22 protein-coding genes are annotated in these 24,269 nt (G+C 74.2%); 8 read left to right on the top strand and 14 right to left on the bottom strand.

The features are described 5' to 3' along the window. Nucleotides 1-51 precede the first annotated feature (51 nt). From P3T27_RS15870 to P3T27_RS15860, 3 genes are read right to left on the bottom strand one after another with little or no spacing between them, the layout of a single operon-like run. The gene (locus tag P3T27_RS15870) at nt 52-873 is read right to left on the bottom strand and encodes an ABC transporter ATP-binding protein (protein ID WP_280678764.1); all 822 of its coding nucleotides are present in this window, start codon (nt 871-873) and stop codon (nt 52-54) included. Further along, nucleotides 873-1,940 (bottom strand): iron ABC transporter permease, encoded by a 1,068-nt coding sequence (locus tag P3T27_RS15865; protein ID WP_280678762.1) that lies wholly within the window; start codon nt 1,938-1,940, stop codon nt 873-875. Before P3T27_RS15865 ends, P3T27_RS15870 begins: the two co-directional genes overlap by 1 nt. Continuing rightward, entirely contained in the window at nt 1,937-2,968 is a 1,032-nt protein-coding gene (locus P3T27_RS15860; protein WP_280678760.1) for an iron ABC transporter permease, read from the bottom strand. Before P3T27_RS15860 ends, P3T27_RS15865 begins: the two co-directional genes overlap by 4 nt. 99 nt (nt 2,969-3,067) lie before the next feature. On the opposite strand from P3T27_RS15860, the gene P3T27_RS15855 reads away from it, so the two are divergent. Continuing rightward, entirely contained in the window at nt 3,068-3,694 is a 627-nt protein-coding gene (locus tag P3T27_RS15855) for an HAD family hydrolase (protein WP_280678758.1), read from the top strand. Nucleotides 3,695-3,703: 9 nt separating this feature from the next. Here P3T27_RS15855 and P3T27_RS15850 read toward each other — a convergent pair whose 3' ends face one another. Then, on the bottom strand, nt 3,704-3,940 hold the full coding sequence (locus tag P3T27_RS15850; RefSeq protein ID WP_280678756.1) for a hypothetical protein: 237 nt from the start codon (nt 3,938-3,940) through the stop codon (nt 3,704-3,706). A gap of 472 nt (nt 3,941-4,412) precedes the next feature. Between P3T27_RS15850 and P3T27_RS15845 the strand changes: the two genes are divergently transcribed. After that, on the top strand, nt 4,413-4,796 hold the full coding sequence (locus P3T27_RS15845) for a cold-shock protein (RefSeq protein ID WP_280678754.1): 384 nt from the start codon (nt 4,413-4,415) through the stop codon (nt 4,794-4,796). Nucleotides 4,797-4,819: 23 nt separating this feature from the next. Here the strand turns inward: P3T27_RS15845 and P3T27_RS15840 are convergent, their stop codons facing one another. From P3T27_RS15840 to P3T27_RS15825, 4 genes are all read right to left on the bottom strand, one after another. After that, entirely contained in the window at nt 4,820-5,671 is an 852-nt protein-coding gene (locus P3T27_RS15840) for a 1,4-dihydroxy-6-naphthoate synthase (RefSeq protein WP_280678752.1), read from the bottom strand. Next, on the bottom strand, nt 5,664-6,428 hold the full coding sequence (locus tag P3T27_RS15835) for a futalosine hydrolase (protein ID WP_280678750.1): 765 nt from the start codon (nt 6,426-6,428) through the stop codon (nt 5,664-5,666). Before P3T27_RS15835 ends, P3T27_RS15840 begins: the two co-directional genes overlap by 8 nt. A gap of 10 nt (nt 6,429-6,438) precedes the next feature. Next, nucleotides 6,439-6,969: a hypothetical protein gene (locus P3T27_RS15830; protein WP_280678748.1), complete on the bottom strand. Its 531-nt coding sequence runs from the start codon at nt 6,967-6,969 to the stop codon at nt 6,439-6,441. A gap of 72 nt (nt 6,970-7,041) precedes the next feature. Beyond that, on the bottom strand, nt 7,042-8,628 hold the full coding sequence (locus P3T27_RS15825) for an MFS transporter (protein WP_280678746.1): 1,587 nt from the start codon (nt 8,626-8,628) through the stop codon (nt 7,042-7,044). Between the two features lie 298 nt (nt 8,629-8,926). On the opposite strand from P3T27_RS15825, the gene P3T27_RS15820 reads away from it, so the two are divergent. Then, nucleotides 8,927-9,808, top strand: coding sequence for a DUF3027 domain-containing protein (locus P3T27_RS15820; RefSeq protein ID WP_280678860.1), 882 nt, complete (start codon nt 8,927-8,929; stop codon nt 9,806-9,808). 157 nt (nt 9,809-9,965) lie between these two features. Beyond that, complete coding sequence (locus P3T27_RS15815) at nt 9,966-13,262, top strand: molecular chaperone Hsp90 (RefSeq protein WP_280678745.1); 3,297 nt, start codon at nt 9,966-9,968, stop codon at nt 13,260-13,262. 4 nt (nt 13,263-13,266) lie between these two features. On the opposite strand, the gene P3T27_RS15810 is transcribed toward P3T27_RS15815, so the two are convergent. From P3T27_RS15810 to P3T27_RS15800, 3 genes are read right to left on the bottom strand one after another with little or no spacing between them, the layout of a single operon-like run. After that, the gene (locus P3T27_RS15810) at nt 13,267-13,524 is read right to left on the bottom strand and encodes a hypothetical protein (protein WP_280678743.1); all 258 of its coding nucleotides are present in this window, start codon (nt 13,522-13,524) and stop codon (nt 13,267-13,269) included. A 57-nt stretch (nt 13,525-13,581) separates the two neighbouring features. Beyond that, nucleotides 13,582-16,074: an HAD-IC family P-type ATPase gene (locus P3T27_RS15805; RefSeq protein ID WP_280678741.1), complete on the bottom strand. Its 2,493-nt coding sequence runs from the start codon at nt 16,072-16,074 to the stop codon at nt 13,582-13,584. Nucleotides 16,075-16,126: 52 nt separating this feature from the next. Continuing rightward, nucleotides 16,127-16,450 carry a DUF2530 domain-containing protein gene (locus tag P3T27_RS15800; RefSeq protein WP_280678739.1) on the bottom strand — a complete coding sequence of 108 codons (324 nt, stop codon included), beginning with the start codon at nt 16,448-16,450 and terminating at the stop codon, nt 16,127-16,129. A gap of 160 nt (nt 16,451-16,610) precedes the next feature. Here P3T27_RS15800 and P3T27_RS15795 point away from each other — a divergent pair, with 160 nt between their 5' ends. Further along, a complete protein-coding gene (locus tag P3T27_RS15795; RefSeq protein ID WP_280678737.1) occupies nt 16,611-18,071 on the top strand; it encodes an NCS2 family permease in 1,461 nt (486 codons plus the stop codon). Here P3T27_RS15795 and P3T27_RS15790 read toward each other — a convergent pair. Then, nucleotides 18,041-18,598, bottom strand: a complete 558-nt coding sequence (locus P3T27_RS15790; RefSeq protein ID WP_348534102.1) for a VOC family protein — start codon at nt 18,596-18,598, stop codon at nt 18,041-18,043. The genes P3T27_RS15795 and P3T27_RS15790 overlap by 31 nt on opposite strands. A 131-nt stretch (nt 18,599-18,729) precedes the next feature. Here P3T27_RS15790 and P3T27_RS15785 point away from each other — a divergent pair, with 131 nt between their 5' ends. Together P3T27_RS15785 and P3T27_RS15780 are read left to right on the top strand one after the other, a co-directional pair. Beyond that, nucleotides 18,730-19,653: a DUF4231 domain-containing protein gene (locus P3T27_RS15785; RefSeq protein ID WP_280678735.1), complete on the top strand. Its 924-nt coding sequence runs from the start codon at nt 18,730-18,732 to the stop codon at nt 19,651-19,653. Between the two features lie 240 nt (nt 19,654-19,893). Next, nucleotides 19,894-21,606: a hydrogenase maturation protein gene (locus P3T27_RS15780; protein WP_280678733.1), complete on the top strand. Its 1,713-nt coding sequence runs from the start codon at nt 19,894-19,896 to the stop codon at nt 21,604-21,606. Nucleotides 21,607-21,768: 162 nt separating this feature from the next. On the opposite strand, the gene P3T27_RS15775 is transcribed toward P3T27_RS15780, so the two are convergent. Then, the gene (locus tag P3T27_RS15775; protein WP_280678731.1) at nt 21,769-22,575 is read right to left on the bottom strand and encodes an MHYT domain-containing protein; all 807 of its coding nucleotides are present in this window, start codon (nt 22,573-22,575) and stop codon (nt 21,769-21,771) included. 279 nt (nt 22,576-22,854) lie between these two features. Next, nucleotides 22,855-23,250, bottom strand: coding sequence for a VOC family protein (locus P3T27_RS15770; protein ID WP_280678729.1), 396 nt, complete (start codon nt 23,248-23,250; stop codon nt 22,855-22,857). Nucleotides 23,251-23,545: 295 nt separating this feature from the next. On the opposite strand from P3T27_RS15770, the gene P3T27_RS15765 reads away from it, so the two are divergent. After that, the gene (locus tag P3T27_RS15765; protein WP_280678727.1) at nt 23,546-23,980 is read left to right on the top strand and encodes a MarR family transcriptional regulator; all 435 of its coding nucleotides are present in this window, start codon (nt 23,546-23,548) and stop codon (nt 23,978-23,980) included. Nucleotides 23,981-24,269 lie beyond the last annotated feature (289 nt).

Here is a 24,269-nt window from a genome sequence, read left to right as displayed (position 1 = left end):
TGAGGCTTCAGGGGTCCGTCGATTATGTCCGGTTTGGTGTCGGAATCGCCGTCAGGCGTCCACGACCGCCGCCCACGGAGCGCCCGGAACGACCAACGGCGTGCCCGTCACCGGATCCGGCACCACCACCGACTCCAGCCCGAACACCTCCCGCACCAGCTCCGCCGTCACGACCTCCTCCGGCGGGCCCTGCACCACCACCCGGCCGTCCCGCATGGCCACCAGGTGGTCCGCGTACCGCGCCGCCTGGTTGAGGTCGTGCAGCACCGCCACCACCGTCCGGCCGCGCTCGACGTTCAGCCGCCGGACCAGGTCCAGCACCTCCACCTGGTGCGCGATGTCCAGGTACGTGGTCGGCTCGTCCAGCAGCAGGATGTCGGTGCCCTGCGCCAGGGCCATCGCGATCCACGCGCGCTGGCGCTGGCCGCCCGACAGCTCGTCCATGCTGCGCTCGGCCAGCTCCGCCGTGGACGTCCGCTCCAGCGCCTCCGCGACGGCCTTCTCGTCCTCCGGTGACCACTGCTGCCACCAGCTCTGGTGCGGCTGGCGGCCCCGCGAGACCAGGTCCGCCACCGAGATGCCCTCCGGGGCCGTCGGTGACTGCGGCAGCAGGCCCAGCCGCTGGGCGATCCGCTTCGTCGGGATCCGCGCCAGCTCCTCGCCGTCCAGCAGCACCGCGCCCCGGACCGGCTTCAGCAGGCGGCCCAGCGCCCGCAGCAGCGTCGACTTGCCGCAGGCGTTCGGGCCGACGATCACCGTCACCCGCCCGTCCGGGATGCCGACGTCCAGGCCCTCGACGACCGTGCGCGCCTCGTAGGCCAGGGTGAGGCCCCGGGCCTCCAGCCGGTGTGCGGACATCCGGTGTGCGGACATCAGGAACCTCCACGACGGGAACGAATCAGCAGCCACATCAAGTACGGCGCGCCGACCATGCCGGTCACCACGCCCACCGGCAGTTCGGTCGGCGCCAGCAGCCGCCGGGCGATCAGATCGGCCAGCACGACCACCAGCGCGCCCGTCAGCGCCGAGCAGAACAACGGGACCTGCGCCGAGCGGGCCAGCCGCAGCGCGATCTGCGGGGCCATCAGCGCCACGAAGTCCACCGGCCCGGCGGCGCCCGCCGCGCACGAGGCCAGCACGATGCCCAGCAGCGCCGTGCCCAGCCGGATCCGGTCCAGCCGCAGGCCCAGGCCGACGGCCGTCGCGTCGTCGAAGGAGATCGAGCGCTGCGCCCGCGCCGCCCACAGGACGACGGGCACGGCGGCCAGCAGCACCCAGGCCAGCCAGCCGGCCCGGTCGTAGCCGGCGCCGTTCAGGCTGCCCGTCATCCAGACCTTCGCGGCCTGCGCCTGGAAGCCGTCGCCCTTGGTCAGGAACACGGAGGTGAGCGAGGACAGGGCCACGCTGATCCCGATCCCGATCAGCACGAAGCGCTGCGCGTGCAGGCCGCGCCGCCACGCCAGCGCGTACACCAGCAGCCCGGCCACCAGCCCGCCCGCCACCGCCGCGTACGGCGCCTGACCGGTCGAGCCGACCACGCCGTACGCCGTCAGGCCGACGACGGTGGCGGTCGCGCCCCAGGTCACGCCCACCACGTCGGGGCTGGCCAGCGGATTGCGGGCGACGGTCTGGATCAGCGCGCCGGCCAGCCCCAGCGCCGTCCCGACCAGCAGGCCCACGACCACCCGGGGCAGCCGGAACTCGCCGACCACCAGCTCGTGCGGACTGGGCTGCCCCAGCACCACCTTCACCACCTCGACCGGAGACACGGCCGACTCGCCCAGGCACAGCGAGGCGACGACCGTCCCGGCCAGCGCGACCAGCAGGCCCAGCACCACCGCGGCCGACCGACGGTGCAGCAGCACGGACGCCCGCCCGGCCCGCAGCACGGTGTACCCGCGCAGGGAGACGGCGCCCCGCTCGACGACGAGCTCACTCATGCCGCGACCACCTTCCGGCGGCGGACCAGGGCGACCAGCACCGGGACGCCGACGAGCGCGGTCATCACGCCCGCCGGGACCTCCGAGGGCGGGAAGAGGACCCGCCCGAGGGTGTCGGCGAGCAGCAGCAGGGCCGGGCCGAGGACGGCGGAGAAAGCGAGGATCCAGCGGTGGTCCGCCCCCGCGACGGCCCGCGCCGCGTGCGGGACGGCGAGGCCGACGAAGGCGATCGGCCCGGCGGCCGCGACGGCCGAGCCGGTCAGCACCGTCGCGCCGAGCGCGCCGACGGCCCGGACCAGGCCGGTCTTGGCGCCGAGGCCCTTGGCGGTGTCCTCGCCGAGCGCGAGCGCGTCCAGGCCGCGCGCCACCGCGACCACCAGCACCGTGCCGACCGCGAGGAACGGCAGCAGCTGCCAGGCCACGTCCGAGGTCCGGCCGGAGAGCGAGCCGACGTGCCAGAAGCGGAACTGGTCCATGGTGGCCGCGTCGGTCGTCAGCACCAGGGTGTTGAGCGAGGCGATGAACGCGGACATCGCCGAGCCGGCCAGCGCCAGCTTGATCGGCGTGGCCCCGCCCCGGCCGCGCCCGGCGAGGCCGTACACGAGCACGGTGGCGATCACGGCGCCCACGAAGCCGAACCAGACGTAGCCGGTCAGGGTGGAGATGCCGAAGCCGGAGATCGCGACGACCACGCCGGCCGCCGCGCCCTGCGAGACGCCGAGGATGCCGGGGTCGGCGATCGGGTTGCGGGTGAGGCCCTGCATGACGGCGCCGGCGAGGCCGAGGGCCGCGCCGACGGCCAGCCCGACGACGGTGCGCGGCACCCGCAGCTCGCGGACGACGACGGCGTTGGCGCTGTCGCCGCCGTGCAGCAGGGCGTTCAGGGTGTCGCCGAAGGGGATGGTGCGGCTGCCGACCGCCAGGCTCAGCAGCACCGCGACGGCCAGCACGGCCAGTGCGGCGGCGAGCCACGCTATTCGGTGGCGCGGTGTCCGTCTCGCGCCGGGCGGCGCGGTGGTGTCGGTCATGAGCCCTCTCCGCAGACAACTCAGGTCAACCTAAGTTCCCGCCGGAAGCCGGGGCAAATTACCCCGGTGCCCGTACCGCTCGTTGGATAACCTGGCGGTATGCCCGCGACCTCCTTCGCCCCGCTCACCGTCGGCTTCGACCTGGACATGACGCTGCTGGACACCCGGCCGGGTATCCGCGCCACCTATCTGGCGCTCTCGGCCGAGACCGGCGCCCACATCGACGTCGACCTGGTCGTCACCCGGCTCGGCCCGCCGCTGCTGGACGAGATCCGCAACTGGTTCCCGGAGGACGAGGTGGAGCGGGTCGCCACCCGCTACCGCGAGCTCTACCGCGCCCACGCCTTCGCCCCGACCGTCCCCCTCCCCGGCGCGCACGCCGCCATCGAGGCCGTCCGCAGCCACGGCGGCCGGGTCGCGGTGATCACCGGCAAGTACGAGCCGAACGCCCGCCTCCACCTGGAGCACGCCGGGCTGCACGCGGACGCGCTGGTCGGCGACCTGTGGGCGGAGACCAAGGGCGAAGCGCTGCGCGAGCACGGCGCGAGCGTCTACGTCGGCGACCACCTCGGCGACATCCGGGGCGCCCGGCACGCGGACGCCGTCGCCGTGGGCGTGGCCACCGGCCCGTACGACGCGGACGAGCTGCGCGCGGCCGGGGCCGACGTGGTGCTCGCGGACCTCACCGAGTTCCCGGCCTGGCTCGCCGTCCACCTGGCGGGCTGAGCCCAGGCCCTAGGACTGGGCCTCCACCCGGCGGCGCTGGGCCCGGGCGTTGCGCAGCAGCCCGACCAGCGCGGCCAGGAAGCCCGCCGGCATCAGCATGCTCAGCCAGTACGCGGCCGTCGGCAGCGGCGTCAGGTGCAGGAACAGCGGGACGAAGGTCACCAGGGTGGCGAGCGCGCCCAGACCGAAGACGACCGTTCCGGCCTTGACGTACACGTCGCCGGGATCGGCGCTCTGGCTGCTCACGACTGCTCGCTCCTCGGGGCTGTCCGGCGGTCCCCCCAGTCTGGCAGAGCGGCCGCCGGGCCCCGTCACCGGAGCGGTTCGGTCACGTTGCGCAGTTTCTCGGAAGCTGAACGTTTTGATCCCTGCTGGGCGGGGGTATGCAGGGGGTGCCGAGGGGTGCGACAGGTGCGCCCCGTGTCCTCAGACCCGGGGGTGTGAGCCGATGGACCGCGCCGAGTCGCGCCCCGGTCGTGCCAGTACCGGGTCGCTCCGGACCGCGAGAACGCCGCGCCCGTACCGCCCCCAACGGGCCCTGGAACGCGGATCTTTCGCGGAACGCGGATGAGGCAGTGACGGACCGTTAGTCTGCTCCTGGCAGCGTGCTGACCATGAGCGCCCGCGGGCGCCGAGCCGAGGTCGGCCGCCTTTCCCACCACCCAGTGATCCCCGGCCAGGGCCGGGATCCCTCACACCCATTCGAGGACTGTTCGAGATGCCCACCGGCCAGGTCAAGTGGTTCAACGAGACGAAGGGCTTCGGCTTCCTGTCGCGCGACGACGGCGGCGACGTCTTCGTCCACACCAAGGCGCTGCCCGCCGGTGTCACCGTGCTGAAGCCGGGCCAGCGGGTCGAGTTCGGCGTGGTCGCCGGCCACCGCGGCGACCAGGCGATGGCCGTGCAGCTGCTGGACGCACTGCCGTCGGTGGCCGCCGCCCAGCGCAAGAGCGCCGACGACATGGCGCCGATCGTCCAGGACCTGATCACCACGCTGGACGCGGTGCTGCCGGGCCTCCAGCACGGCCGTTACCCGGCCAAGGCGACCGGTCAGAAGCTGGCCGGCCTGCTGCGCGCGGTGGCCGACCAGTTCGACATCTGAGGTCAGGAAGGGTCCGGAAGGGTCTAGAAGTCGAGCGCACCCGGGTCGAGCGGGGGCACCAGCCCCTCCGCGGCGGCCCGGGTGAGCAGCGCGCGCACGGCCGCGTAGCCCTCCTCACCGAGGTCCGCGGTGAACTCGTTCACGTACAGGCCGATGTGCTGGTCCGCGACGGCGGGGTCCATCTCCTGGGCGTGCGCCAGCACGTACTCCCGGCTGGCCGCGGGGTCCGCCCAGGCCTGCCGGACGGAGGCGCGGACGGCGTCGGTCAGCGCGCGCAGCCGTTCGGCGCCGAGCGAACGCCGGGCGACGATCGCGCCGAGCGGGATCGGCAGGCCGGTCTCGCGCTCCCAGGCCTCGCCCATGTCGGCCAGGCTGTGCAGGCCGTACTGCCGGTAGGTGAACCGGGCCTCGTGGATCACCAGGCCGGCGTCCACCCGGCCGTCCCGCACGGCGGGCATGATCTCGTGGAACGGCAGTACGACGATCTCGCCGAAGCCGCCCGGCACCGCCTTCGCCGCCCAGAGCCGGAACAGCAGGTAGGCGGTGGAGCGCTCGGACGGCACCGCGACCGTCTTCCCGGTGAGGTCCGCGGGGGCCTCCGTGCCGGGCCGGGTGAGCACCAGCGGGCCGCAGCCGCGCCCGAGCGCGCCGCCGCAGGGCAGCAGGGTGTACTCGTCCAGGACCCAGGGCAGCGCGCCGTAGCTGATCTTCAGGACGTCCAGCTCGCCGCGCTCGGCCAGGCCGTTGGTGACGTCGATGTCCGCGAAGGTCACCTCGGGGGCGTCCGCCCCGGGCACCAGGCCGTGCGCCCAGGCGTGGAAGACGAAGGTGTCGTTCGGGCAGGGCGAGTACGCGATGCTCAGCCGTTCAGCCACGGCCGGCCTCCTCGATCAGTTCGGGGACGGGCAGCGCGGCGAAGGCCCGCGCCAGGGCGGTCAGTGCCTCGCCGATCCGCCAGGCGGCCCGGTCGCGCGGGCCCACCGGGTTGGAGACGGTCCGCAGTTCCAGCACCGGCACGCCGTACCGGGCGGCGGCCTCGGCCACGCCGAAGCCCTCCATCGCCTCGGCCAGCGCGCCCGGGTGGCGGGCGGCCAGCGCGGCGGCCCGCTCGGCGCTGCCGGTGACGGTGGAGACGGTCAGCACCGGGCCGGTGACGGCCCCCACGGCCTCGGCGGCCAGGGCGACGGCGGCCGGGGGAGGGGTGTGCCGGACGGTGCCGAAGCCCAGCTCGGTGACGTCGGCGAAGCCCTCCGGGGTCTCGGCGCCGAGGTCGGCGGTGACGATCGCGTCGGCCAGCACGGTGGCGCCGACCGGGGCGTGCGGGGCGAACCCGCCGGCGATCCCGGCCGAGACGACCAGGCCGTAGCGCTCTCCCCGGGCCCCCGACGCGCCGAGCGCGGCGGAGGTGGCGGCCGCCGCGGCGGCCGGGCCGACCCCGCCCGCCAGGACGTCCACCGGGACGTGTTCGGCGCGGTGCAGCTCACCGCCGGGCAGCGGCAGCACGGCGGCCGGGCCCGGCAGGCCGCGCAGGACCGCCTCGGCCTCGGCGGGCACCGCGACGACGACGAGCAGCCGGGCCCGGTCGGGGCCCGACTGCTCGTTCCGCCCGTCGGAGACGGCGTGCGCGGTCATCGCAGGACCGTCAGTTGTCCTGGGTGTTCAGCTGGAAGTACCAGACGGCGACCGGGTTGTCCGAGTTCTTGTCGCCCTCGACCACGGTGAGCAGGGTCTTGCCGGAGGCGTTCAGCAGCTTGCTCGCCGACTGGGAGCCGGAGTAGCTCGGGCCCTTGGCGTAGGAGAACAGGCTGTAGCGCCCGCCCTGGCCCTGCGAGCCGCCGTTGGTGAAGGCCCACCAGCCCTTGTCGGCCACGTTCGGGCTGACGCCGACGCCGACCTGGTCGCTCACCACGACGTCCGAGGTCGGCAGGGTGCCGTCCTTGAGGGCCTGGGTGGCCTTGTCCTGGCACTCCTGCTGCAGGTCCTCGGTGATCGGGCTGCCGCCGTTGAAGCACAGCGGGTCCGCGACGATCGAGGAGTTGCCGACCGTGAGGGTCGCCCGGTGGGAGCTGTGCTCGGTCTGGCCGCTCGCGATGGCGACGGACGTGCCGACCGTGGCGACACCGACCACGACGACGGCGCCGAGGGCGGCGATGGCACGGGTATTGAGGCTCATGCGTCAGAATCTACCGGGCTTCGCCGATCACGCTACGCGGGGGTCGGCCACCGCGTGTTGCCCGTCGCCCGCTCACGCCACCCGGGGCGCCGCCGTGCGCCGCCGCCAACCCACCCGGAACAGCGTGCGGACCGTCCACAGCAGCATCAGGCCCACCACTGCGGCGGCCACCGACAGCCCCAGCACCCCGTTCAGCGGCAGCAGGATGCCGACCGCGCCGCCGGCCACCCAGGACAGCTGGAGCAGCGTCTCGGAGCGGGCGAACGCCGACGTCCGCACCGCCTCCGGGACGTCCCGCTGGATCAGCGCGTCCAGCGCCAGCTTGCCCAGCGAGGCCGCCACCCCGGCCGCGCCCGCGACCAGGACCACCGTCACCACGCCGTACCAGAGCGCCGCGGCCGCCGTCACGCCCGTCGCCAGCAGCAGCATCGCGGTGACCGTCGCCTCCGGGCCCCGGGTGCGCAGCCAGGAGCCCAGCACCGAACCCAGCGCGTTGCCCGTCCCCGCCGCCAGCGCCACCAGGCCCAGCGCCAGCGTCGGCCGCAGGCCCCCGATCGGCTCGTCCCGCAGCAGGAACGCCAGGAACATCACCAGGAAGCCGACCAGCCAGCGCAGCGCCGACATCGCCCGCAGCGCCAGGATCACCGACGGGCCGACCGTGCGCAGCGAGGCCTTCGGCGTCCTGGTGCCCTCCCGCGCCGGCCCGCCGTGCACCTCGGCGTGCAGGACGGCCCGCTGCTCGCCCTTCGCGGAGTCCACCGCGTGCGGCAGGTGGAAGGCCATCAGGGTGCCGATCACGAAGACCAGGAACGCGCCGCGCAGCGGCCAGCCCGGCCCGATCAGGTGCAGGAGGCCGCCCACCCCGGCCGCCACCCCGGTGGCCAGCAGCCCGGCCAGGGTGACCCGCGAGTTCGCCTTCACCAGCGACAGCCGGCTCGGCAGCAGCCGCGGCACCACCACGCTGCGCACCACCCCGTACGCCTTGGACGCCACCAGCACGCCCAGCGCCTCCGGGTAGAGCGCCAGGCCGCCGCCCGCGATCACCCCGGCCATCGTCCAGGCCAGCACTGCCCGGGCCAGCATCGACATCGCCATCGCCGCCCGGCGGCCGTGCGGCAGGCGGTCCAGCAGCGGGCCGATGACCGGGGCCAGGAGGGCGAACGGGGCCATCGTGATCAGCAGGTAGAGCGACACCCGGCCGCGGGCCTCGCCGGTGGGCACGGAGAAGAAGATGGTCGAGGCCAGCGCGATGGTGATCAGCATGTCGCCGAAGGAGTTCAGCGCGTGCAGCTCGATCAGCTTCGCCAGGCCGGACTCGCCCGCGCCCTCCGCGGAGGTGGCCTTGCGGATCCGGCGGCCGGTGCCGTGCACCACCCGGCCGGTCCGGGCGCCGGCGGCGGAGGCGGTGCGGACCAGGAGGTTGCGGCTCGGCTCGGGGGGCTCCTCGGCGAGGTCCTCGTCGTCCTCGTCCAGGAGGCCGGGTTCGGGGTCGGCTTTCATGAGGCTCACCGGGGAGGCGGGCGGCCCGGGATCGCCCACCGGCTGCGGTTCGCCCGCAGCGGGGACCGGAGACTGCTGTCGCGGCGCGGCATCCGCCTCGTCGGGGCTGCCGGCCTGCGAGGGGCGCAGTGCGTGCTGCGACGGGTTCTCGTCCGCCACATGCCCATCCTGCCCCAGAATCGCCACAGTGACGCGGGATTCGACCCCGCTCGGCGCGGCCCTGGAACGGCTGCTGCCGCCCCGGACTGTGCTGGGGCGCCGACCGGCGGGTAGCCTGCCCGGAGGCCGTGCGCCGAGCGCCGGGGCGCCGGGCAGGTCCGGACGAGCGGCGCGGCCGGTATCCGCGACGGCCCCCGGTCGCGCAGAATGGACAAGGGACTACCGATCCGCGACGGAACAGGCAACACGCCGTGGGCGACAGAAGAACTGGGAGAGAATCGACGCCGTGAGTGCTGCGATGCGAAGCCGTACCCCTGATCGGCTCTGTGCCGAGGCCGTCGAACTCGCACGGAAAGCGGCCGAGGAGGCCGTCGGGCCGGAGACCGTCGGTCCACATCTCGGTGCCCAGGCGGACGCCGACCGCGTCGTCACCCACACCTTCGAGTGCCTGGACGCCGCCTACCGCGGCTGGCACTGGGCGGTCACCGTCGCCCGCGCCCCGCGCGCCAAGAACGTCACCCTCGACGAGGTCGTCCTGCTGCCCGGCCCCGACGCCGTCCTCGCCCCCGAGTGGGTGCCGTGGAGCGAGCGGCTGCGCCCCGGCGACATGGGCCCCGGTGACCTGCTGCCCACCGGCGCCGACGACGAGCGCCTGGAGCCCGGCTGGAGCGGCGACGACGAGCTCGCCCCGAACTCCGCGGTCGCCCTCGCCGCCGAGGAGGACGTGGTCGTCTCCGACCCGGGCGTCCAGCCCGCCCCGGCCCGCGCCCAGATCAACGCCGTCGCCGAGGAACTCGGCATGGGCCGCAGCCGGGTGCTCTCCAGGCTCGGCCTGCACCTGGCCGCCGACCGCTGGGAGAAGTCCCACGGCCCGCAGACCCCGATGGCGCAGGCCGCGCCCGCCGCGTGCGGCAGCTGCGGCTTCCTGATCCCGATCGGCGGCTCGCTCGGGCAGGCCTTCGGCGTGTGCGGCAACGAGTTCGGCCCGGCGGACGGGCAGATCGTCTCCTTCGCGTACGGCTGCGGGGGGCACTCCGAGGCGGCCGTCATCCCGGCCCCGCCGGCGCCGTCCGAGCTGATCCTGGACGAGCTGGTGGTCGAGCCGCTGCAGCTGCACCCCGACCGCACCTCCGGCTCGGTCGAGCCGGACGCCCCGGCCGAGGAGCTCGGCCACTCCTGATCGTTCGGGCCCGGGGCCCGCTCCACCGAACCGGTGGAGCGGGCCGCGGCGTTCGTGCAGACGGACCCCAGGACGGGGGCGCGGTCCGGAGCAGCGGCCGGGGCGGGGGAGAATGCCCACCGTACGAAGTACAGGGCGGCGGAAGGCGGCAGGTCCAGTGGAACCTCGGATCATCGGCAGCGGCACGGACGAGCACCTCGCGGACCCCTTCGGGAGCGCCGCGCTGCGCCGGCGGGTGCTCGACGCCTGGGCCGCCTCGCCGGCCCGGTTCCGGGAGGACGCCAACGCCGAGGAGGAACTCGCGCTCGGCGGCTACCGCGACCGCCTGGTCGTCGAGTTGGCGCAGAACGCGGCCGACGCGGCGGTCCGGGCCGGCCACGGGCCCGGGCGGCTGCGGCTCACCCTCGCCGACGGCGTCCTCGCGGCCGCCAACACCGGCGCCCCGTTGGACGCGGCCGCCGTCGAGTCGCTGTCCACCCTGCGCGCCTCCTCCAAGCGCGGCGAGACGCCCGCCGTCGGCCGGTTCGGCGTCGGCTTCGCCGCCGTCCTCGCCGTCACCGACGAGCCCGCCGTGCTCGGCGCCGCCGGCGGGGTGCGCTGGTCACTCGGCGAGGCCCGCTCGCTGGCCGCCGCGCAGCCCGCGCTGGCCGAGGAACTGCGCCGCCGGGACGGCCACGTGCCGCTGCTGCGGCTGCCGTTCGCCGCCGAGGGCCCGGCCCCCGCCGGTTACGACACGGTGGTCGTGCTGCCGCTGCGGGACGCCGCCGCCGAGGACCTGACCCGCCGTCTGCTGGCCGGCATCGACGACGCGCTGCTGCTCACCCTGCCCGGCCTCGCCGAGGTCGTGGTGGAGACCCCGGAGGGCACCCGGACGCTCACCCGCGCCGCCGCCGAGCCCCGCCCGGACGGCGTCACCGAGGTCGCCGTCACCGACGACGGGGACGGGCAGCCGCGGCGGACCGTCTGGCAGACCGCGGGGGCCACCGGCACCCTGGACGCCGACCTGCTCGCCGACCGACCCACCGAGGAGCGCGCCCGCCCGTACTGGACCGTCACCTGGGCCGTCCCGGTCGCCGCCGACGGCGCCCCGCAGCCGCCCGGCATCGCCCCCGTGCTGCACGCGCCCACCCCCAGCGACGAGCCGATCGGGCTGCCCGCGCTGCTCATCGCCTCCTACCCGCTGGACTCCACCCGCCGGCACGTCGCCCCCGGCCCGCTCGCCGACTTCCTCACCGAGCGCGCCGCCGACAGCTACGCCGACCTGCTGCGGGCCCGCGGCGCCGACCTCGGCTCGCTCGGGCTCGTCCCCGGGCCGCTCGGCCAGGGCGCGCTCGACAACGCCCTGCGCGCGGCCGTGCTCTCCCGGCTGCCCGGCACGCCGTTCCTGCCGCACCCGGCGCCGGTCGAGGAGGGCACGCCCGCGCTGCGGCCCCGGGACGCCACCCTGCTGGAGGGCGCCGACGGCTCGGTGGTCGAGGCGCTCGCGCCGATCTTCCCCGGGCTGCTGCCGGCCGGCCTGGAACGCCGCACCGAGCTGCGGGTGCTGAACGTGCGCCGGGTGCCGCTGGCCGAGGTCGTCGACCAGCTCGGCGGCCTCGACCGGGAACCCGCCTGGTGGCGCAACCTGTACGCGGCGCTCGGCGCCGCCGACCCGGAGGCGCTCGGCGCGTTGCCCGTCCCGCTCGCCGACGGCCGGACCGTCACCGGGCCCCGGCGCGTCCTGCTGCCCTCCGAGGACGCCGACTGGGCGGCCTTCCCCGGCTACCCCGAGTCGCTGGCCGACGCGCTCGCCGCCCTCGACCTGCGGCTCGCCCACCCCGAGGCCGCCCACCCGCTGCTCGCCAAGCTCGGCGCCGGCACCGCCACCCCGGCCGGGGTGCTCGACACCCCCGAGGTGCGGGCCGCCGTCGCCCGCTCCTACGAGGTGGCCGAGGACGACCCGGACGCCGCGCTCGAACTGGGCGATGCCGTCCTGGCGTTGGTCAAGGCCGCCGCCCCGGCCGTCGGCGAGCACCCGTGGCTGGCCCGGCTGGCCCTGCTCGACGACGAGGGCGAGCCCGCCCGCGCCGGCGAACTCCTGCTCCCCGGCAGCCCGCTCGCGGCCCTCGCCCGCGAGGAGGACGCCGGCTGGGTGGACGACGAACTGCTGGAGCGCTGGGGCCCCGACGTGCTCACCGCCGTCGGCGTGCTCGCCGACTTCGTCCTGGTCCGCGCCGAGGACGTGGTGCTCGACCCGGACGACCTGGAGCGGCTCGACCCCACCGCGCCCGCCGACCGCGCGGCCGGCGGCCTGCCCACCGGCCTGCTCGACGAGGCGCCCGACGGCCTCGCCGAATGGGCCGAGGACGCGCTCGAAACCCTGCACGCCGACGACGTTTCGGGCGTCCCGCCGGTGGCCGCCGAACTGCTGGCCGTCCGCGACCTCGACCTGGTCGACGACGACGCCTGGCCGGAGGCGCTGGCCGCGCTCGCCCGCCCGCCGTACCGGGACGCCGTGGTCAACCCCGTCCGCACCCTGCTGCCGGACGGCTCCTACGCCGACCTGCCGCCGTACACCGCCTGGTGGCTGCGCGACCACCCGGTGCTGGACGGCCGCGAGCCCGCCGGGCTGCGCGCCGCCGGGGCCGACCCGCTGCTGCGCGGCCTCTACGACGAGGCCCGGACAACCCTGGACGAGCAGTTCCTGCACGCGCTCGGGGTGCGCACCACGCTGGCCGCGCTGCTCGCCGAACCGCACGGCCCGGACGAGGTGCTGGACCGGCTCACCGACCCGGCCTCCGCGATCGGCCACCGTCAACTGCACGGCGTCCACAGCGCGTTGGCCCGGGTCGAGATCGAGCGGATCGATCCGCTCGACGTGGTGCGGGCGCTGCCGCCGCTCGACCCGGACACCGGCCGCCGGCCGGCCCACACGGTGATCGTCGACGCCACCGAGGCGGTCGTCGCCGACGCCCCCGACCTGGTCCAGCTGTTGCACCCGTACCCGCTACTGCCGGTCGCCCCGGCGCTCGCCGCCGACCTCGCCGAGCGGCTGCACGTCTCGCTCGCCAGCGAGGTGGCCGGAGGGCGGGTGCTCTCCGAGGGCGTGCTACACCGGGTCCCCGCGGTGGTCAGGGAGCTGCTGCCCGGCTGCCCGGTCGCCTACGAGGAGCACGAGGAGCTGCTCGTGGTCGGTCCGGACGGCGGCGAGGCCGCGGTGGACTGGCGGTGGGACGTCGAGGCGGACGCCCCGGAGGCGCCCTACGACCCGGACGCGGCCGAAGCCGCCGACGAGGACGACGAGTTCGAGCTCCCGCCGGTGCCCGGGCTGCTGCACGCCGCCACTCCGGAGGGCCTGGCGGCCGGGCTCGCCTGGTCGGTCGGGCAGTGGCACCGGCGGTTCGAGGTGCTGGCCGCGCTCAGCGAGCCGGACCGGGCCTACGAGCTGTCCGCGGCGCGGGACTTCGAGGGCTGAGCCCTCAGCGGTCCCGCCCACGGCGCTTGAGCCGCAGGTAGACGCCGACGGTGGTGGCCAGCCAGACGGCCGCCACCAGGGCCTTCAGGGCCGTCGGCGTCCGCGGCAGCGCCAGGGCGGTCATCCCGTCGGCGGTCATCAGCCAGCGGCCGCCCACCAGGGCCAGGACCGTCAGCCCGGCCGCCAGCAGGCCGGCCAGGAAGGCGGCGAACGCCTCCACCTGTCCGGTCTCGCGCTCGGCTTCCCCACCCGTGCGGGCCATGTCGGCACCCCCTCTCGGGGTCCATCATCCAGCCTGCGGGCCGGGGGTGCCAGGGCCTCACTCCATCCCGCGGCGCTTCATGAAGCGCCAGGCGACCTCCAGGGCCAGACCGCAGATCACCGCGATGCCGACGCCGACCCAGGGATCGCGGATGCCGACCAGGCGGAGCTGGAAGAAGTCCGACAGCCAGGGCACCAGCAGGACCAGGGCGAAGGCGCCGCCCATGGTGCCGATCAGCAGCAGGCGCCACCAGTTGTACGGGCGGGCGACGATGGCGAGCACCCAGATGGCGATCAGGAAGAGCGTCAGGGTGGCCACGCTGGTGTCGGCCTTGAGGTCGGTGACGTGGTCGGCGCGGGCCAGTGCGTAGGCCACGAACGTCCCCGTGCCAGCGATGACGCCGCCCGGGACGGCGAGCCGCAGGACGCGCTTCACGAAGCCGGTGCGGGCCCGCTCGTTGTTGGGGGCGAGGGCGAGGAAGAAGGCCGGCACGCCGATGGTGAGGGTGGAGAGCACGGTGGAGTGCCGGGGCAGGAACGGGTACGGCGAGTGGGTGAAGATCACCAGCAGCGCGAGCAGAACCGAGTAGACCGTCTTCACCAGGAACAACCCGGCGACCCGTTCGATGTTGCCGATCACCCGGCGGCCCTCGGCGACCACCGAGGGCAGGGTGGCGAAGGAGTCGTTCAGCAGCACGATCTGGGCGACCGCCTTGGTGGCGTCGCTGCCGGTGCCCATCGCCACGCCGATGTCGGCGTCCTTGAGCGCGAGCACGTCGTTGACGCCGTCGCCGGTCATCGCCACGGTGTGCCCGCGGGACTGCAGGGCGGCGACCAGCTGGCGCTTCTGCTGCGGGGTGACCCGGCCGAAGACGGTGGTCCGCTCGGCCGTGTCGGCGAGGGCGTCCGGTTCGGCGGGCAGGGTCCGGGCGTCCAGCGGGTGGTCGGCGCCGGGCAGGCCGAGGTGGCCGGCGACCGCGCCGACCGAGACCGCGGCGTCGCCGGAGATGACCTTGGCCTGCACCTGCTGGCCCTCGAAGTAGCGCAGGGTCTCGGCGGCGTCGTGGCGCAGCCGCTGCTGGAGCACCACCAGGGCGAGCGGGGTGAGCCCGGCCGCCGGGTCGGGGGAGTCCAGCGGGACGGGGGTGCGGCCGAGCAGCAGCACCCGCAGGCCCTTGGCGCCCAGCTCGTCGACCTCGGCGAGCGCCGGGTGCCCGGCCGGCAGCAGCACGTCGGGGGCGCCGAGCAGCCAGCTGGCCTCGCCGCCCTGCGGCTCCAGCAGCTGCACGCCGCTCCACTTGCGGGCGGAGGAGAAGGGCATCGCCTCGATCACCCGCCAGCCGTTGCCGCCGGCGCCGCCCCCGGGGCTGCTCCCGTCGCCGGTGGAGCCGTCGCCCGGGGAGCCGTCGCCGTACGCGGCGATGACGGCCTGTATGGAGGGGTTGGGGCGGGCGTCGGCGCCGGCCATCACGCCGAGCGCGTGCTTGATGGTGTCCGGGGTGACGGCGCCGGGCTCCCCGTCGGACAGGACGCGCAGGTCGACGACGTCCATGCCGCCCTCGGTGAGGGTGCCGGTCTTGTCCAGGCAGACGGTGTCGACCCGGGCCAGGCCCTCGATCGCCGGGAGCTCCTGGACCAGGCACTGCTTGCGGCCCAGCCGGATCACGCCGATCGCGAAGGCGACCGAGGTCAGCAGGACCAGCCCCTCGGGGACCATCGGCACGATGCCGGCCACCATGCGGCGCACGGCCTCGCGCCAGTCGCGGCCCTCGACGGCCAGCTGGCTGATGATCAGGCCGAGGGCGGTGGGGATCAGCAGGTAGGTGATGAAGCGCAGGATGCTGTTGATGCCGCTGCGCAGCTCCGACTTCACCAGGGTGAACCGGCTGGCCTCCTCGGCGAGCTGCGCCGCGTACGCCTCGCGGCCGACCCTGGTGGCGGTGAACGCGCCCGCGCCGGCCACCACGAAGCTGCCGGACATCACCTGGTCGCCGGGCTGCTTGAGGACGGGGTCGGGCTCGCCGGTGAGCAGCGACTCGTCGATCTCCAGGCCGTCCGCCTCGGTGACCTCGCCGTCGACGATCACCTTGTCGCCGATGCCGAGCAGCACCGTGTCGTCCAGCACGATCTCGGCGACGGCGATCGCCTCGACGCTGCCGTCCCGGCGGACCTGCGGGCGGGCCTCGCCGATCAGGGCCAGGCTGTCCAGGGTCTTCTTGGCGCGCAGCTCCTGGATGATGCCGATCGCGGTGTTGGCGACGATGACCAGGCCGAACAGGCCGTCCTGGATCGGGCCGACGATCAGGATGATCCCGAACATCACGCCGATGATCGCGTTGAAGCGGGTGAAGACGTTGGCCCGGACGATCTCCTTGGCGGAGCGGCTGGACCGTACCGGGACGTCGTTGACCTGCCCGTTCGCGACCCGGTCGGCCACCTCGGCGGCGGTCAGCCCGCCGCGTCGGCCGGGCAGCAGCCCGAGGGGGTGCGCACCTTCGGGGCGGTCGCCGTCGCCGGGCTGCTCTTCCGCGGGGTGGGCAGGCTGCGTCATGGCACCGACTCTACGGGCGCCTTATGTCCGATGCGTGCTACTAAAGGACTATTCAGTCCGACCGGGTGGCCGGGCCCTGGCCGTCGTCGCCGGGTGCCCGCTGCGCGTCGTTGGTCGTCCGGTTCGCGGCCTCGGCGGCGCGGTCGCGGGCGATGGCGTCCCGCCGGGCGCGGCAGTACCAGAGGCCGATCAAGCCGAGTAGGCCGCCGGAGAGGCAGATCCACGGCCAGGTGCCGTGGCCGTGGTCGGAGAGGGTGCCCTGGAAGGGGAGCAGGGCCAGAAAGGCGACGAACCACAGCACCGTGCCGCCGCCGACGATGGCGACGTCGTTGGCCTCCAGCGGAGGGGGCGAGGGGTGCAGCGGGGTCTTGGGCATGGGGCCTAGCGTACGGTGCGGCGGGTGGCCCGCAGGGGCCCACGGGGTTCTACGCGCGAAGATAGCGCGTGTGCGATCGGGAAACCATACTGAAAACCCCCCGCCCGGCCACCGTAGCCCTGGGCGTCCCCTCCTCAGCTCCCCCATAGAGGACGCACGCATGCCTGTGGTCCAGCCGACCACCGAGTCGCCCGAACCCGCCTCCAGCGCACCCGAGCCCCCCTCCGGTGCCCTGGACCGCTACTTCCGGATCAGCGAGCGCGGCTCCAGCCTGCCGCGCGAGATCCGCGGCGGCATCGCCACCTTCTTCACCATGGCCTACATCCTGGTGCTGAACCCGATCATCCTGGCCAGCGGCACGGACCTGACCGGGGCCCACCTGGACAGCGCCCAGCTGGTCACCGCCACCGCCCTCACCGCCGGTCTCACCACCCTGCTGATGGGCGTCATCGGCAACGTGCCGATCGGCCTGGCCGCGGGCCTCGGCGTCAACACCATCGTGGCGCTCCAGCTCGCCCCCAAGATGACCTGGCCGGACGCCATGGGCATGGTCGTGCTGGCCGGCTTCGCGATCATGCTGCTGGTCGCCACCGGCCTGCGCGAGCGGGTCATGAGCGCCGTGCCGCTCGGCCTGCGCAAGGCCATCGCGATCGGGATCGGCCTGTTCATCTGCCTCGTCGGCCTGGTCGACTCCGGCTTCGTCAGCCGCATGCCGGACGCCGCGCACACCACCGTCCCGCTGCAGCTCGGCGGCAGCGGGCACCTGCTCGGCTGGCCGGTGCTGATCTTCGTGTTCGGCCTGGTGCTCACCCTGGTCCTGGTGATCCGCAAGGTGCCCGGGGCGATCCTGATCAGCATCGCGGCCAGCACCGCGCTCGCCGTGCTGGTCGACAAGTTCGTCGACATCCCGGCGCTCAAGTGGGGCCTGACCGTCCCGGTCTGGCCGGGCAACCCGGTCGCCGCCCCGGACTTCGGCCTGGTCGGCAAGGTCAGCCTGTTCGGCGGCTTCGAGAAGGTCGGCGTGCTGACCGGCGTGCTGTTCGTCTTCACCGTGCTGATGTCCTGCTTCTTCGACGCGATGGGCACCATCCTCGGCGTCGCCGACGAGGCGCACCTGCTGGACGAGAAGGGCGACCTGCCCGGCATCAACAAGATCCTGATGGTCGACGGCATCGCCACCGCGGCCGGCGGCGCCACCTCCGCCTCCGCGAACACCTGCTTCGTCGAGTCGACCGCCGGCGTCGGCGAGGGCGCCCGTACCGGCTTCGCCTCGATCGTCACCGGCCTGCTCTTCGTGGTGGCGCTCTTCCTCACCCCGCTCGCCACCATGGTCCCGGCCCAGGCGGCCACCCCGGCCCTGGTCACCGTCGGCTTCCTGATCCTGGCCGGCTCGATCAAGGAGATCGACTGGGCGGACCACACCATCGCGATCCCGGCCTTCCTGACCATCGTGATGATGCCGTTCACCTACAGCATCACCAACGGCATCGGCTTCGGCTTCATCGCCTTCTGCATCCTGCGGCTGGCCGCCGGGCGCGGGCGCAGCGTGCCGGTCCCGCTGTACGCGGTGGCGGCGGTGTTCGCCTTCTACTACCTGATGCCGGCCCTCGGTCTGCTCTGACTCCTCGGCCCGGCCACGACGGCGGCCCCGCACTCCTCCTCGGAGCGCGGGGCCGCCGTCGTTTTCCGGCCGCCGGTCAGTGGACGCAGAACTCGTTGCCCCTCGGGGTCGGCCATGATCGTCCACGCGCCGCCCGGCTCCTTGACGTCGCGCAGGAGGGTGGCGCCGAGGGTCCGGAGGCGGGCGACGGTCGACTCCCGCTCGCCCGGGCCCGGGTGCACGTCGAGGTGGAGGCGGTTCTTGTCGGGCTTCGGCTCGGGGACGGCCTGGAAGAGCAGGCGGCGGCCGAGGCCGGTGCCGGTGGCGGGGTCGTACGGGTCCTCGGGGTGGCGGACGGCGGCGAGGGTGCGCCAGGCGGGGTGGCCGTCGACCTCGGTGACGGCGTCCGGGGTGACGGCGCCGGCGTCGAGCAGGCGGGTGATCAGGGCGCCGTGCTCCTCCAGGGTGTAGTCGAGGGCGGCGGCCCAGAAGGCGGCCTGGCGGTTCGGGTCGGCGCAGTCGATGACGAGCTTCCAGTGCAGCGGCATGTGACCGGTTGTAGCGGTTTCCGGACGGCGGGGGCAGTCATCGTCGGCTGGAATATGTCAAAAATCGGTCTGTGTAGGGCAGTTGGCGGAGGGAATACTGCCTGGACGGACACGGGGAGGGGGCTCGACCGATGGTGCAACAGGATCCGCCCGGGGGAGACGAGGCGAAGCTGCTGCCGGAGCTGTTCTGGACGGCGGACAAGGCCTCGCTGGACGGCCAGCGCGAGACGCTGCGCTGGTACCGCGGACTGATCGCGATGCTGGTGATCGCCGCCCTGATCGGCTCGTTCCCCGGGCCGGACAAACGCGGCGCCTTCGACACCACGCCGCTGTACTCGGTGGCCGCCTTCCTGATCGCCGGCTACTTCTGGTCCCGGCTGCGCCGCAGCAACCCGCAGGGCCGCTGGTACGAGGCCCGGGCGGCGGCCGAGTCGGTCAAGACGCTGGCCTGGAAGTACACCGTCCGAGCCCGGCCGTTCGACGGCGAGGCTGAGTCCGCGGACGTGGACCGCGGCTACCTGCTCCAGGTCGAGGACGTGCTGCGGGCCTTCGAGGACCCGGAGATCGTGCCGCCCGGCACCGTCCCCGAGATCACCCCGGAGATGCGGCGGATGCGGGCCGGCAGCCTGACCGCCCGCCGCACGCTCTACCTGCGCACCCGCGTCGAGGGCCAGCGCACCTGGTACCGCGCCCGGGCCGAGGCGTGCGAGACGCAGGGGGTGTCCTGGGGGCTCGGCATCGCGGCGATGATCATCATCGGCGCGGCGGCGGCCATCGCCCAGGCGACGGGCGCCCTGCAGGTGCACGTCTTCGGGGCCAGCTCGGCCGCGGCCGCCGCCATCATCGCCTGGACCCAGCTCAAGCAGCTGCGCCCGCTGGCCGCCGCCTACCAGCTGGCCGCGCGCGAGCTGGAGAACGTCGGCAACCAGCTCTCCGACCTCGACCTCAAGGCGCCGGACGCCGAGGCGCGGTGGGCCCGGCTGGCCGCCGAGGCGGAGGACGCCGTGTCCCGCGAGCACACCACCTGGCGGGCCCGCCGGGCGTTCCCGAGGTAGCCCGCCGCGCCAGGGCCGGTCCGGCAGGACCGGCCGGACGGGCCCTAGCGGACGAAGGCGAGCGCCGTACGTCAACTCCGGGGAGGCGCTGGGGAGATCCGGCGCGTGCGGGCCACTCCGGGGACACAGGTGTGCGGGATGCGTGAGGGTCGGGCGGGAAGGCGTAAAACGTAATCATTGCGTGTCCATGCCCTGGTTTCATCGCCTGCGCGCGACCCCAGTTCCTTGCCGGAGGCCCCCTTGCGCATTCTCCTGATCGCCAGCGCGTTCAACAGCCTGACCCAGCGCGTCCACACCGAGCTGCGCGAGCGCGGCCACCAGGTCGCCGTCCAACTCGCCCTCGGTGACGAGCCGATGAGGGCGGCGGTGGCCCGTACCGACCCCGAGCTGATCATCTGCCCGATGCTCACCAAGGCTGTCCCGGAGGACATCTGGTCCACCCGAACCGTCCTGATCGTGCACCCCGGTCCCAAGGGCGACCGCGGGCCCTCCTCGCTCGACTGGGCGATCACCGAAGGGGCGGAGCGCTGGGGCGTGACCGTCCTGCAGGCCGTCGAGGAGATGGACGCCGGCGACATCTGGGCGTCCGTCGAGTTCCCCGTCGCCGACTGCGGCAAGAGCGAGCTGTACCGGGGCGAGGTCGCCGACGCCGCCGTCGAGGCCGTCCTGCTCGCCGTCCAGCGCTACGAGGGTGGCCTGTTCACCCCCGAACCGCTCGACTACGACCGGCCGGACGTCCACGGCAGGCTCCGCCCGCTCCTGCGGCAGGAGGCGCGCCGGATCGACTGGGCCGCCGACGACACCGCCACCGTGCTCCGCAAGCTCCGCGCCGCCGACTCCCAACCCGGCGTGCTCGACGAGTTGTTCGGGCGCGAGTACTTCCTGCACGGCGGCCACCCCGAGGACGAGCTGCGTGGCCCGGTGCCCGGTGCCGTGCTCGCCACCCGCGACGGCGCGATCTGCCGGGCCACCGTGGACGGCGCGGTCTGGATTCCGCAACTGCGCCCGCGCCGCACCCCGGGCGGGCCGGCCACCTACAAGCTCCCCGCCGCGACGGTGCTCGCCGACCGGCTGCACCGGGTCCGCGAAGTGCCGGTGACACCGGCCTCGGCGGCCCGCCGGGACACCTGGTCGGAGCTGCGCTACCGCGAGGACGGCGACGTCGGCTACCTCGAATTCGCCTACGCCGGCGGGGCGATGAGCACCGGGCAGTGCCGCCGGCTGCTCGCCGCCTACCGCCAGGCCGCCGACCGGCCCACCTCGGTGCTGGTGCTCGGGGCGCCCCGGGACTTCTACTCCAACGGGATCCACCTCAACGTCATCGAGGGCGCGGCCTTCCCGGCGCTGGAGTCCTGGGAGAACATCAACGCGATGGACGACCTCGTCCACGCGATCCTCGCCACGACCGACAAGCTCACCGTCGCCGCGCTGGCGGGGAACGCGGCGGCCGGCGGCCTGATGCTGGCGCTCGCCGCCGACGAGGTGTGGTGCCGGGAGTCGGCGGTGCTCAACCCGCACTACCGGCTGATGGGCCTGTACGGCTCCGAGTACTGGACGTACACCCTGCCGCGCCGGGTCGGTGCCGAGCAGGCCGATCGGCTGACCACCGAGGCGCTGCCGGTCGGCGCCGAACACGCGCGCCGGATCGGCCTGGTGGACCGCACCTTCGGCGGGGACGCGGCCGCCTTCCGCCGCCGGGTGGCCCGGGAGGCCGCCGGGCTCGGCGCCTCGCCGGAGCTCACCGGCCGACTGGTCGACAAGAAGCGCCGCCGGTCCGCCGACGAGGAGGCGCAGCCGCTGGCCGAGTACCGGGCGGAGGAACTGCGGCGGATGCACGCCAACTTCTACCGGGTGGGCGAGCCGTACCACGCGCTGCGGCGGGACTTCGTGCACAAGGTCTGCCCGGTGGCCACGCCCGAGCACCTGACCGGGCTGCTCGGGCGGCCGGAGTGAGGCGGGGACGTCCCGCGTGAGCGGGGCGTCCGGTGCGAGCGGGGGGCGTCCCGGGTGAGCTGAGGGTGTCCCGCGTGAGCTGAGGGTGTTCGGAACGAGCCGGAGGCGTCCGGCCGGGGTGGGGGACCCGGCCGGACGCCTCCGGAGCTTCGGTCGGCCGGCTCAGCGCCTGGCGCCGGCCTGGTTCAGCGGCCGCCGCGGGCGCGGGACCAGCGGGGCCGCCGGGCCGACCAGCAGCGGCTGAGAGCTCGCGCGGCTCGGCGAGACGGCGAAGGCCAGCGAGCCGAAGAAGATGTAGCAGCCGAGTCCGACCCCGAGCGGGAAGATGAACTGCAGGGCCATCACCCCGTCTTGAGTGGAGTGGGAGAAGTCGAGCTGCACCGAGAGCGCCGCCATGCCGGTGTAGTGCATCGCGCAGACCGCCACGCCCATCACCGGCGCCGCCGCGAGGACGGCGAGCGTGCCGCGGATGTTCAGCGTGGCCCAGAGCGCGGCCGTCGCCGCGAACACCGCGATGGCGACGGACAGCCCCACCGTGACGTGGTCGTACTGGAGGTGGCCGGGCAGGACCATCGCGGCCATGCCGAGGTAGTGCATCGCCGCGACCCCGAGGCCGGTGGTCAGCCCGCCGGCCAGCAGCGACAGGACCGGACGGCGGCTGTACCCGACGGTGAACAGGCCGATCCCGACCACGGCGACGGCGACCAGCAGGCTGAGCACGGTCAGCCAGGGCTGGTAGCTGATCTCGACCCCGGAGACGGAGAATCCGAGCATCGCGATGAAGTGCATGGACCAGATCCCGGCGCCGAGCGAGGTCGAGGCGAAGAGGAGCCAGACCACCCGGGTGCGGCCCTGGGAGACGAGAGCCCAGCGGGCGCTGCGCAGGGCGACGAAGGCGCCGAGGCAGGCGACGAAGTACGAGACCGCCGGTGTCACCCAGCCGTGGTCGGCATGATGGATCTCACCCAAGAGAGCTCCCTGGAGGGATGCGGGGATAAGGGCGCCAGGACTCGGGCGGACGCGGGTGGCCGAGGAGGGGAAGGCCGGGGGAACGCGTGCGGAGGTGGGCACGGGAGAATGGTCCCGCCGAAGGGAGACCTGGCGTAGTGGTGCCCCTGACAACCGGGACAGTAACCACTACCCGGCAGTCGCACAATGTTCGTGCTTTTCGTGAAATCCCAGGTCAGGATGGGCATTTACGGGGCCTACATGATCTTGGCACCAATTCCTGACAACGCCTGCGCAGGGCTACTCCAACGGGGCTAGCCCGAACGGGTGGCCGGCCGGGTCGATCAGCACCTTGAGCGTCCGGCCGTGCTGGTACGTCGGCTCGGTCGCGCCGAGCGCGAGCGCCTTCGCGATGGCCTCGTCCAGGTCGTCCACGTAGAAGTCCAGGTGGAAGTGCTTGCCGCCGTCCGGCTCCGTCCACGCCTCCGGCCGGTAGCCGGTGACCCGGCCGAAGCCCAGCGGGCTGCCGCCCTCCGGGTTGTCCAGGATCGCGAACTGCTCGTCCGTGTGACGGGTCTCCCAGCCCAGCAGCTCGCCGTAGAAGCCGGCCAGCGCGACCGGGTCGGCGCAGTCGATGGTGACCATGGCGAGGCGGGCGAACCCGGTGTCGTTCTGCTCGGCGGCGAGGTCGGACATGTCTGGTCGGCCCTTCTGGGAGTGGTGTCGGCCCTTCTGGAAGGGGGAGCGGGCGCCCGGCGGCGCGTCGGATCGAGGCCTACGACCAGCATCGCACCGGGCCGATCTTCCGGCGCGGTGGTGCCGGAGGGGCTGGTGCGGTGGTGTCGGGCGGGCCGGCGCGGTGGTGCCGGAGGGCTGGTCGGGCTAACGGGGTGGCGGGTGGACGGGCGGGCGGGGCGAGGGTCGGTGAGGCTGATGGGGCGCGAAGTGAACGCATTTTCCTTAGGGAGAGTAATGACGTAAGCTAAAGAACATGCCCGAGATGTCCGAGCAGGACCTCGCAGCGGTCAATCAGCTGCGGTCGTCCGTGATGCGCCTCTCCCGTCGACTCAAACACCAGAGGGTCGAGGAGTCGCTGAGCCCCACCGAGATGGGGGTGCTCGGCACCCTCGCCCGATGCGGAAAGGCCACACCGGGTGAGCTCGCCCGGAAGGAGCACGTGCAGCCTCCCTCCATGACCAGGATCGTCGCGATGCTGGAGGAGAAGGGCCTGGTGCGGCGGGAGCCGCACCCCGAGGACCGCCGCCAGGTGGTCGTCAGCAGCACCGAGCAGGCCGAGGCGATCCTCGCGGAGAGCCGTCGGCGTCGCAACGTCTGGCTCGCCGAGCTCGCCGAGGGGCTCGACGAGGAGGAATGGGCCGTCCTCCGGGAGGCCGCGCCCGTGCTCTACAAGCTCGCACACCTCTAGGCACACCGACCCCGGCCGGCCGCCGGGAGAAGAAGGAGTACCGCATCACCGCAGGACCGACCACCGAAACCAGGAGCGCGACGGCCTTCGTCCGGGCCGTCGCGCCGCGAGGGGAGACCACCGTGACACCGCCGGCCGCAGCCAGCGCCGCCGCCATCCGTACCGACGACCAGACCACCGACCCCACCGCGGCGGGCGCCGCGGCCGCCGACCTCCAGGCACCCGCCCCCACGGGGCTGCCCGGCAGCGGCGACGACGACCCCGACGAACGCACCGCGGCGGACGACCC

This window comes from Kitasatospora sp. MAA19 (assembly GCF_029894125.1).
In the GTDB taxonomy this organism is placed as follows: Bacteria; Actinomycetota; Actinomycetes; order Streptomycetales; family Streptomycetaceae; genus Kitasatospora.
This window is presented reverse-complemented; position numbering and strand designations above follow the sequence as displayed.

Bases quoted from the DNA above. Each gene is read 5' to 3' on its own strand.
- P3T27_RS15790 (WP_348534102.1), bottom strand. From the start codon at position 18,598: ATGCCGCTGCACTGGAAGCTCGTCATCGACTGCGCCGACCCGAACCGC.
- P3T27_RS15770 (WP_280678729.1), bottom strand. From the start codon at position 23,250: ATGTCCGACCTCGCCGCCGAGCAGAACGACACCGGGTTCGCCCGCCTC.
- P3T27_RS15835 (WP_280678750.1), bottom strand. From the start codon at position 6,428: ATGACCGCGCACGCCGTCTCCGACGGGCGGAACGAGCAGTCGGGCCCC.
- P3T27_RS15860 (WP_280678760.1), bottom strand. From the start codon at position 2,968: ATGACCGACACCACCGCGCCGCCCGGCGCGAGACGGACACCGCGCCAC.
- P3T27_RS15800 (WP_280678739.1), bottom strand. From the start codon at position 16,450: ATGCCCAAGACCCCGCTGCACCCCTCGCCCCCTCCGCTGGAGGCCAAC.
- P3T27_RS15845 (WP_280678754.1), top strand. From the start codon at position 4,413: ATGCCCACCGGCCAGGTCAAGTGGTTCAACGAGACGAAGGGCTTCGGC.
- P3T27_RS15810 (WP_280678743.1), bottom strand. From the start codon at position 13,524: ATGGCCCGCACGGGTGGGGAAGCCGAGCGCGAGACCGGACAGGTGGAG.
- P3T27_RS15795 (WP_280678737.1), top strand. From the start codon at position 16,611: ATGCCTGTGGTCCAGCCGACCACCGAGTCGCCCGAACCCGCCTCCAGC.
- P3T27_RS15805 (WP_280678741.1), bottom strand. From the start codon at position 16,074: ATGACGCAGCCTGCCCACCCCGCGGAAGAGCAGCCCGGCGACGGCGAC.
- P3T27_RS15785 (WP_280678735.1), top strand. From the start codon at position 18,730: ATGGTGCAACAGGATCCGCCCGGGGGAGACGAGGCGAAGCTGCTGCCG.
- P3T27_RS15870 (WP_280678764.1), bottom strand. From the start codon at position 873: ATGTCCGCACACCGGATGTCCGCACACCGGCTGGAGGCCCGGGGCCTC.
- P3T27_RS15865 (WP_280678762.1), bottom strand. From the start codon at position 1,940: ATGAGTGAGCTCGTCGTCGAGCGGGGCGCCGTCTCCCTGCGCGGGTAC.
- P3T27_RS15820 (WP_280678860.1), top strand. From the start codon at position 8,927: ATGCGAAGCCGTACCCCTGATCGGCTCTGTGCCGAGGCCGTCGAACTC.
- P3T27_RS15855 (WP_280678758.1), top strand. From the start codon at position 3,068: ATGCCCGCGACCTCCTTCGCCCCGCTCACCGTCGGCTTCGACCTGGAC.
- P3T27_RS15830 (WP_280678748.1), bottom strand. From the start codon at position 6,969: ATGAGCCTCAATACCCGTGCCATCGCCGCCCTCGGCGCCGTCGTCGTG.
- P3T27_RS15765 (WP_280678727.1), top strand. From the start codon at position 23,546: ATGCCCGAGATGTCCGAGCAGGACCTCGCAGCGGTCAATCAGCTGCGG.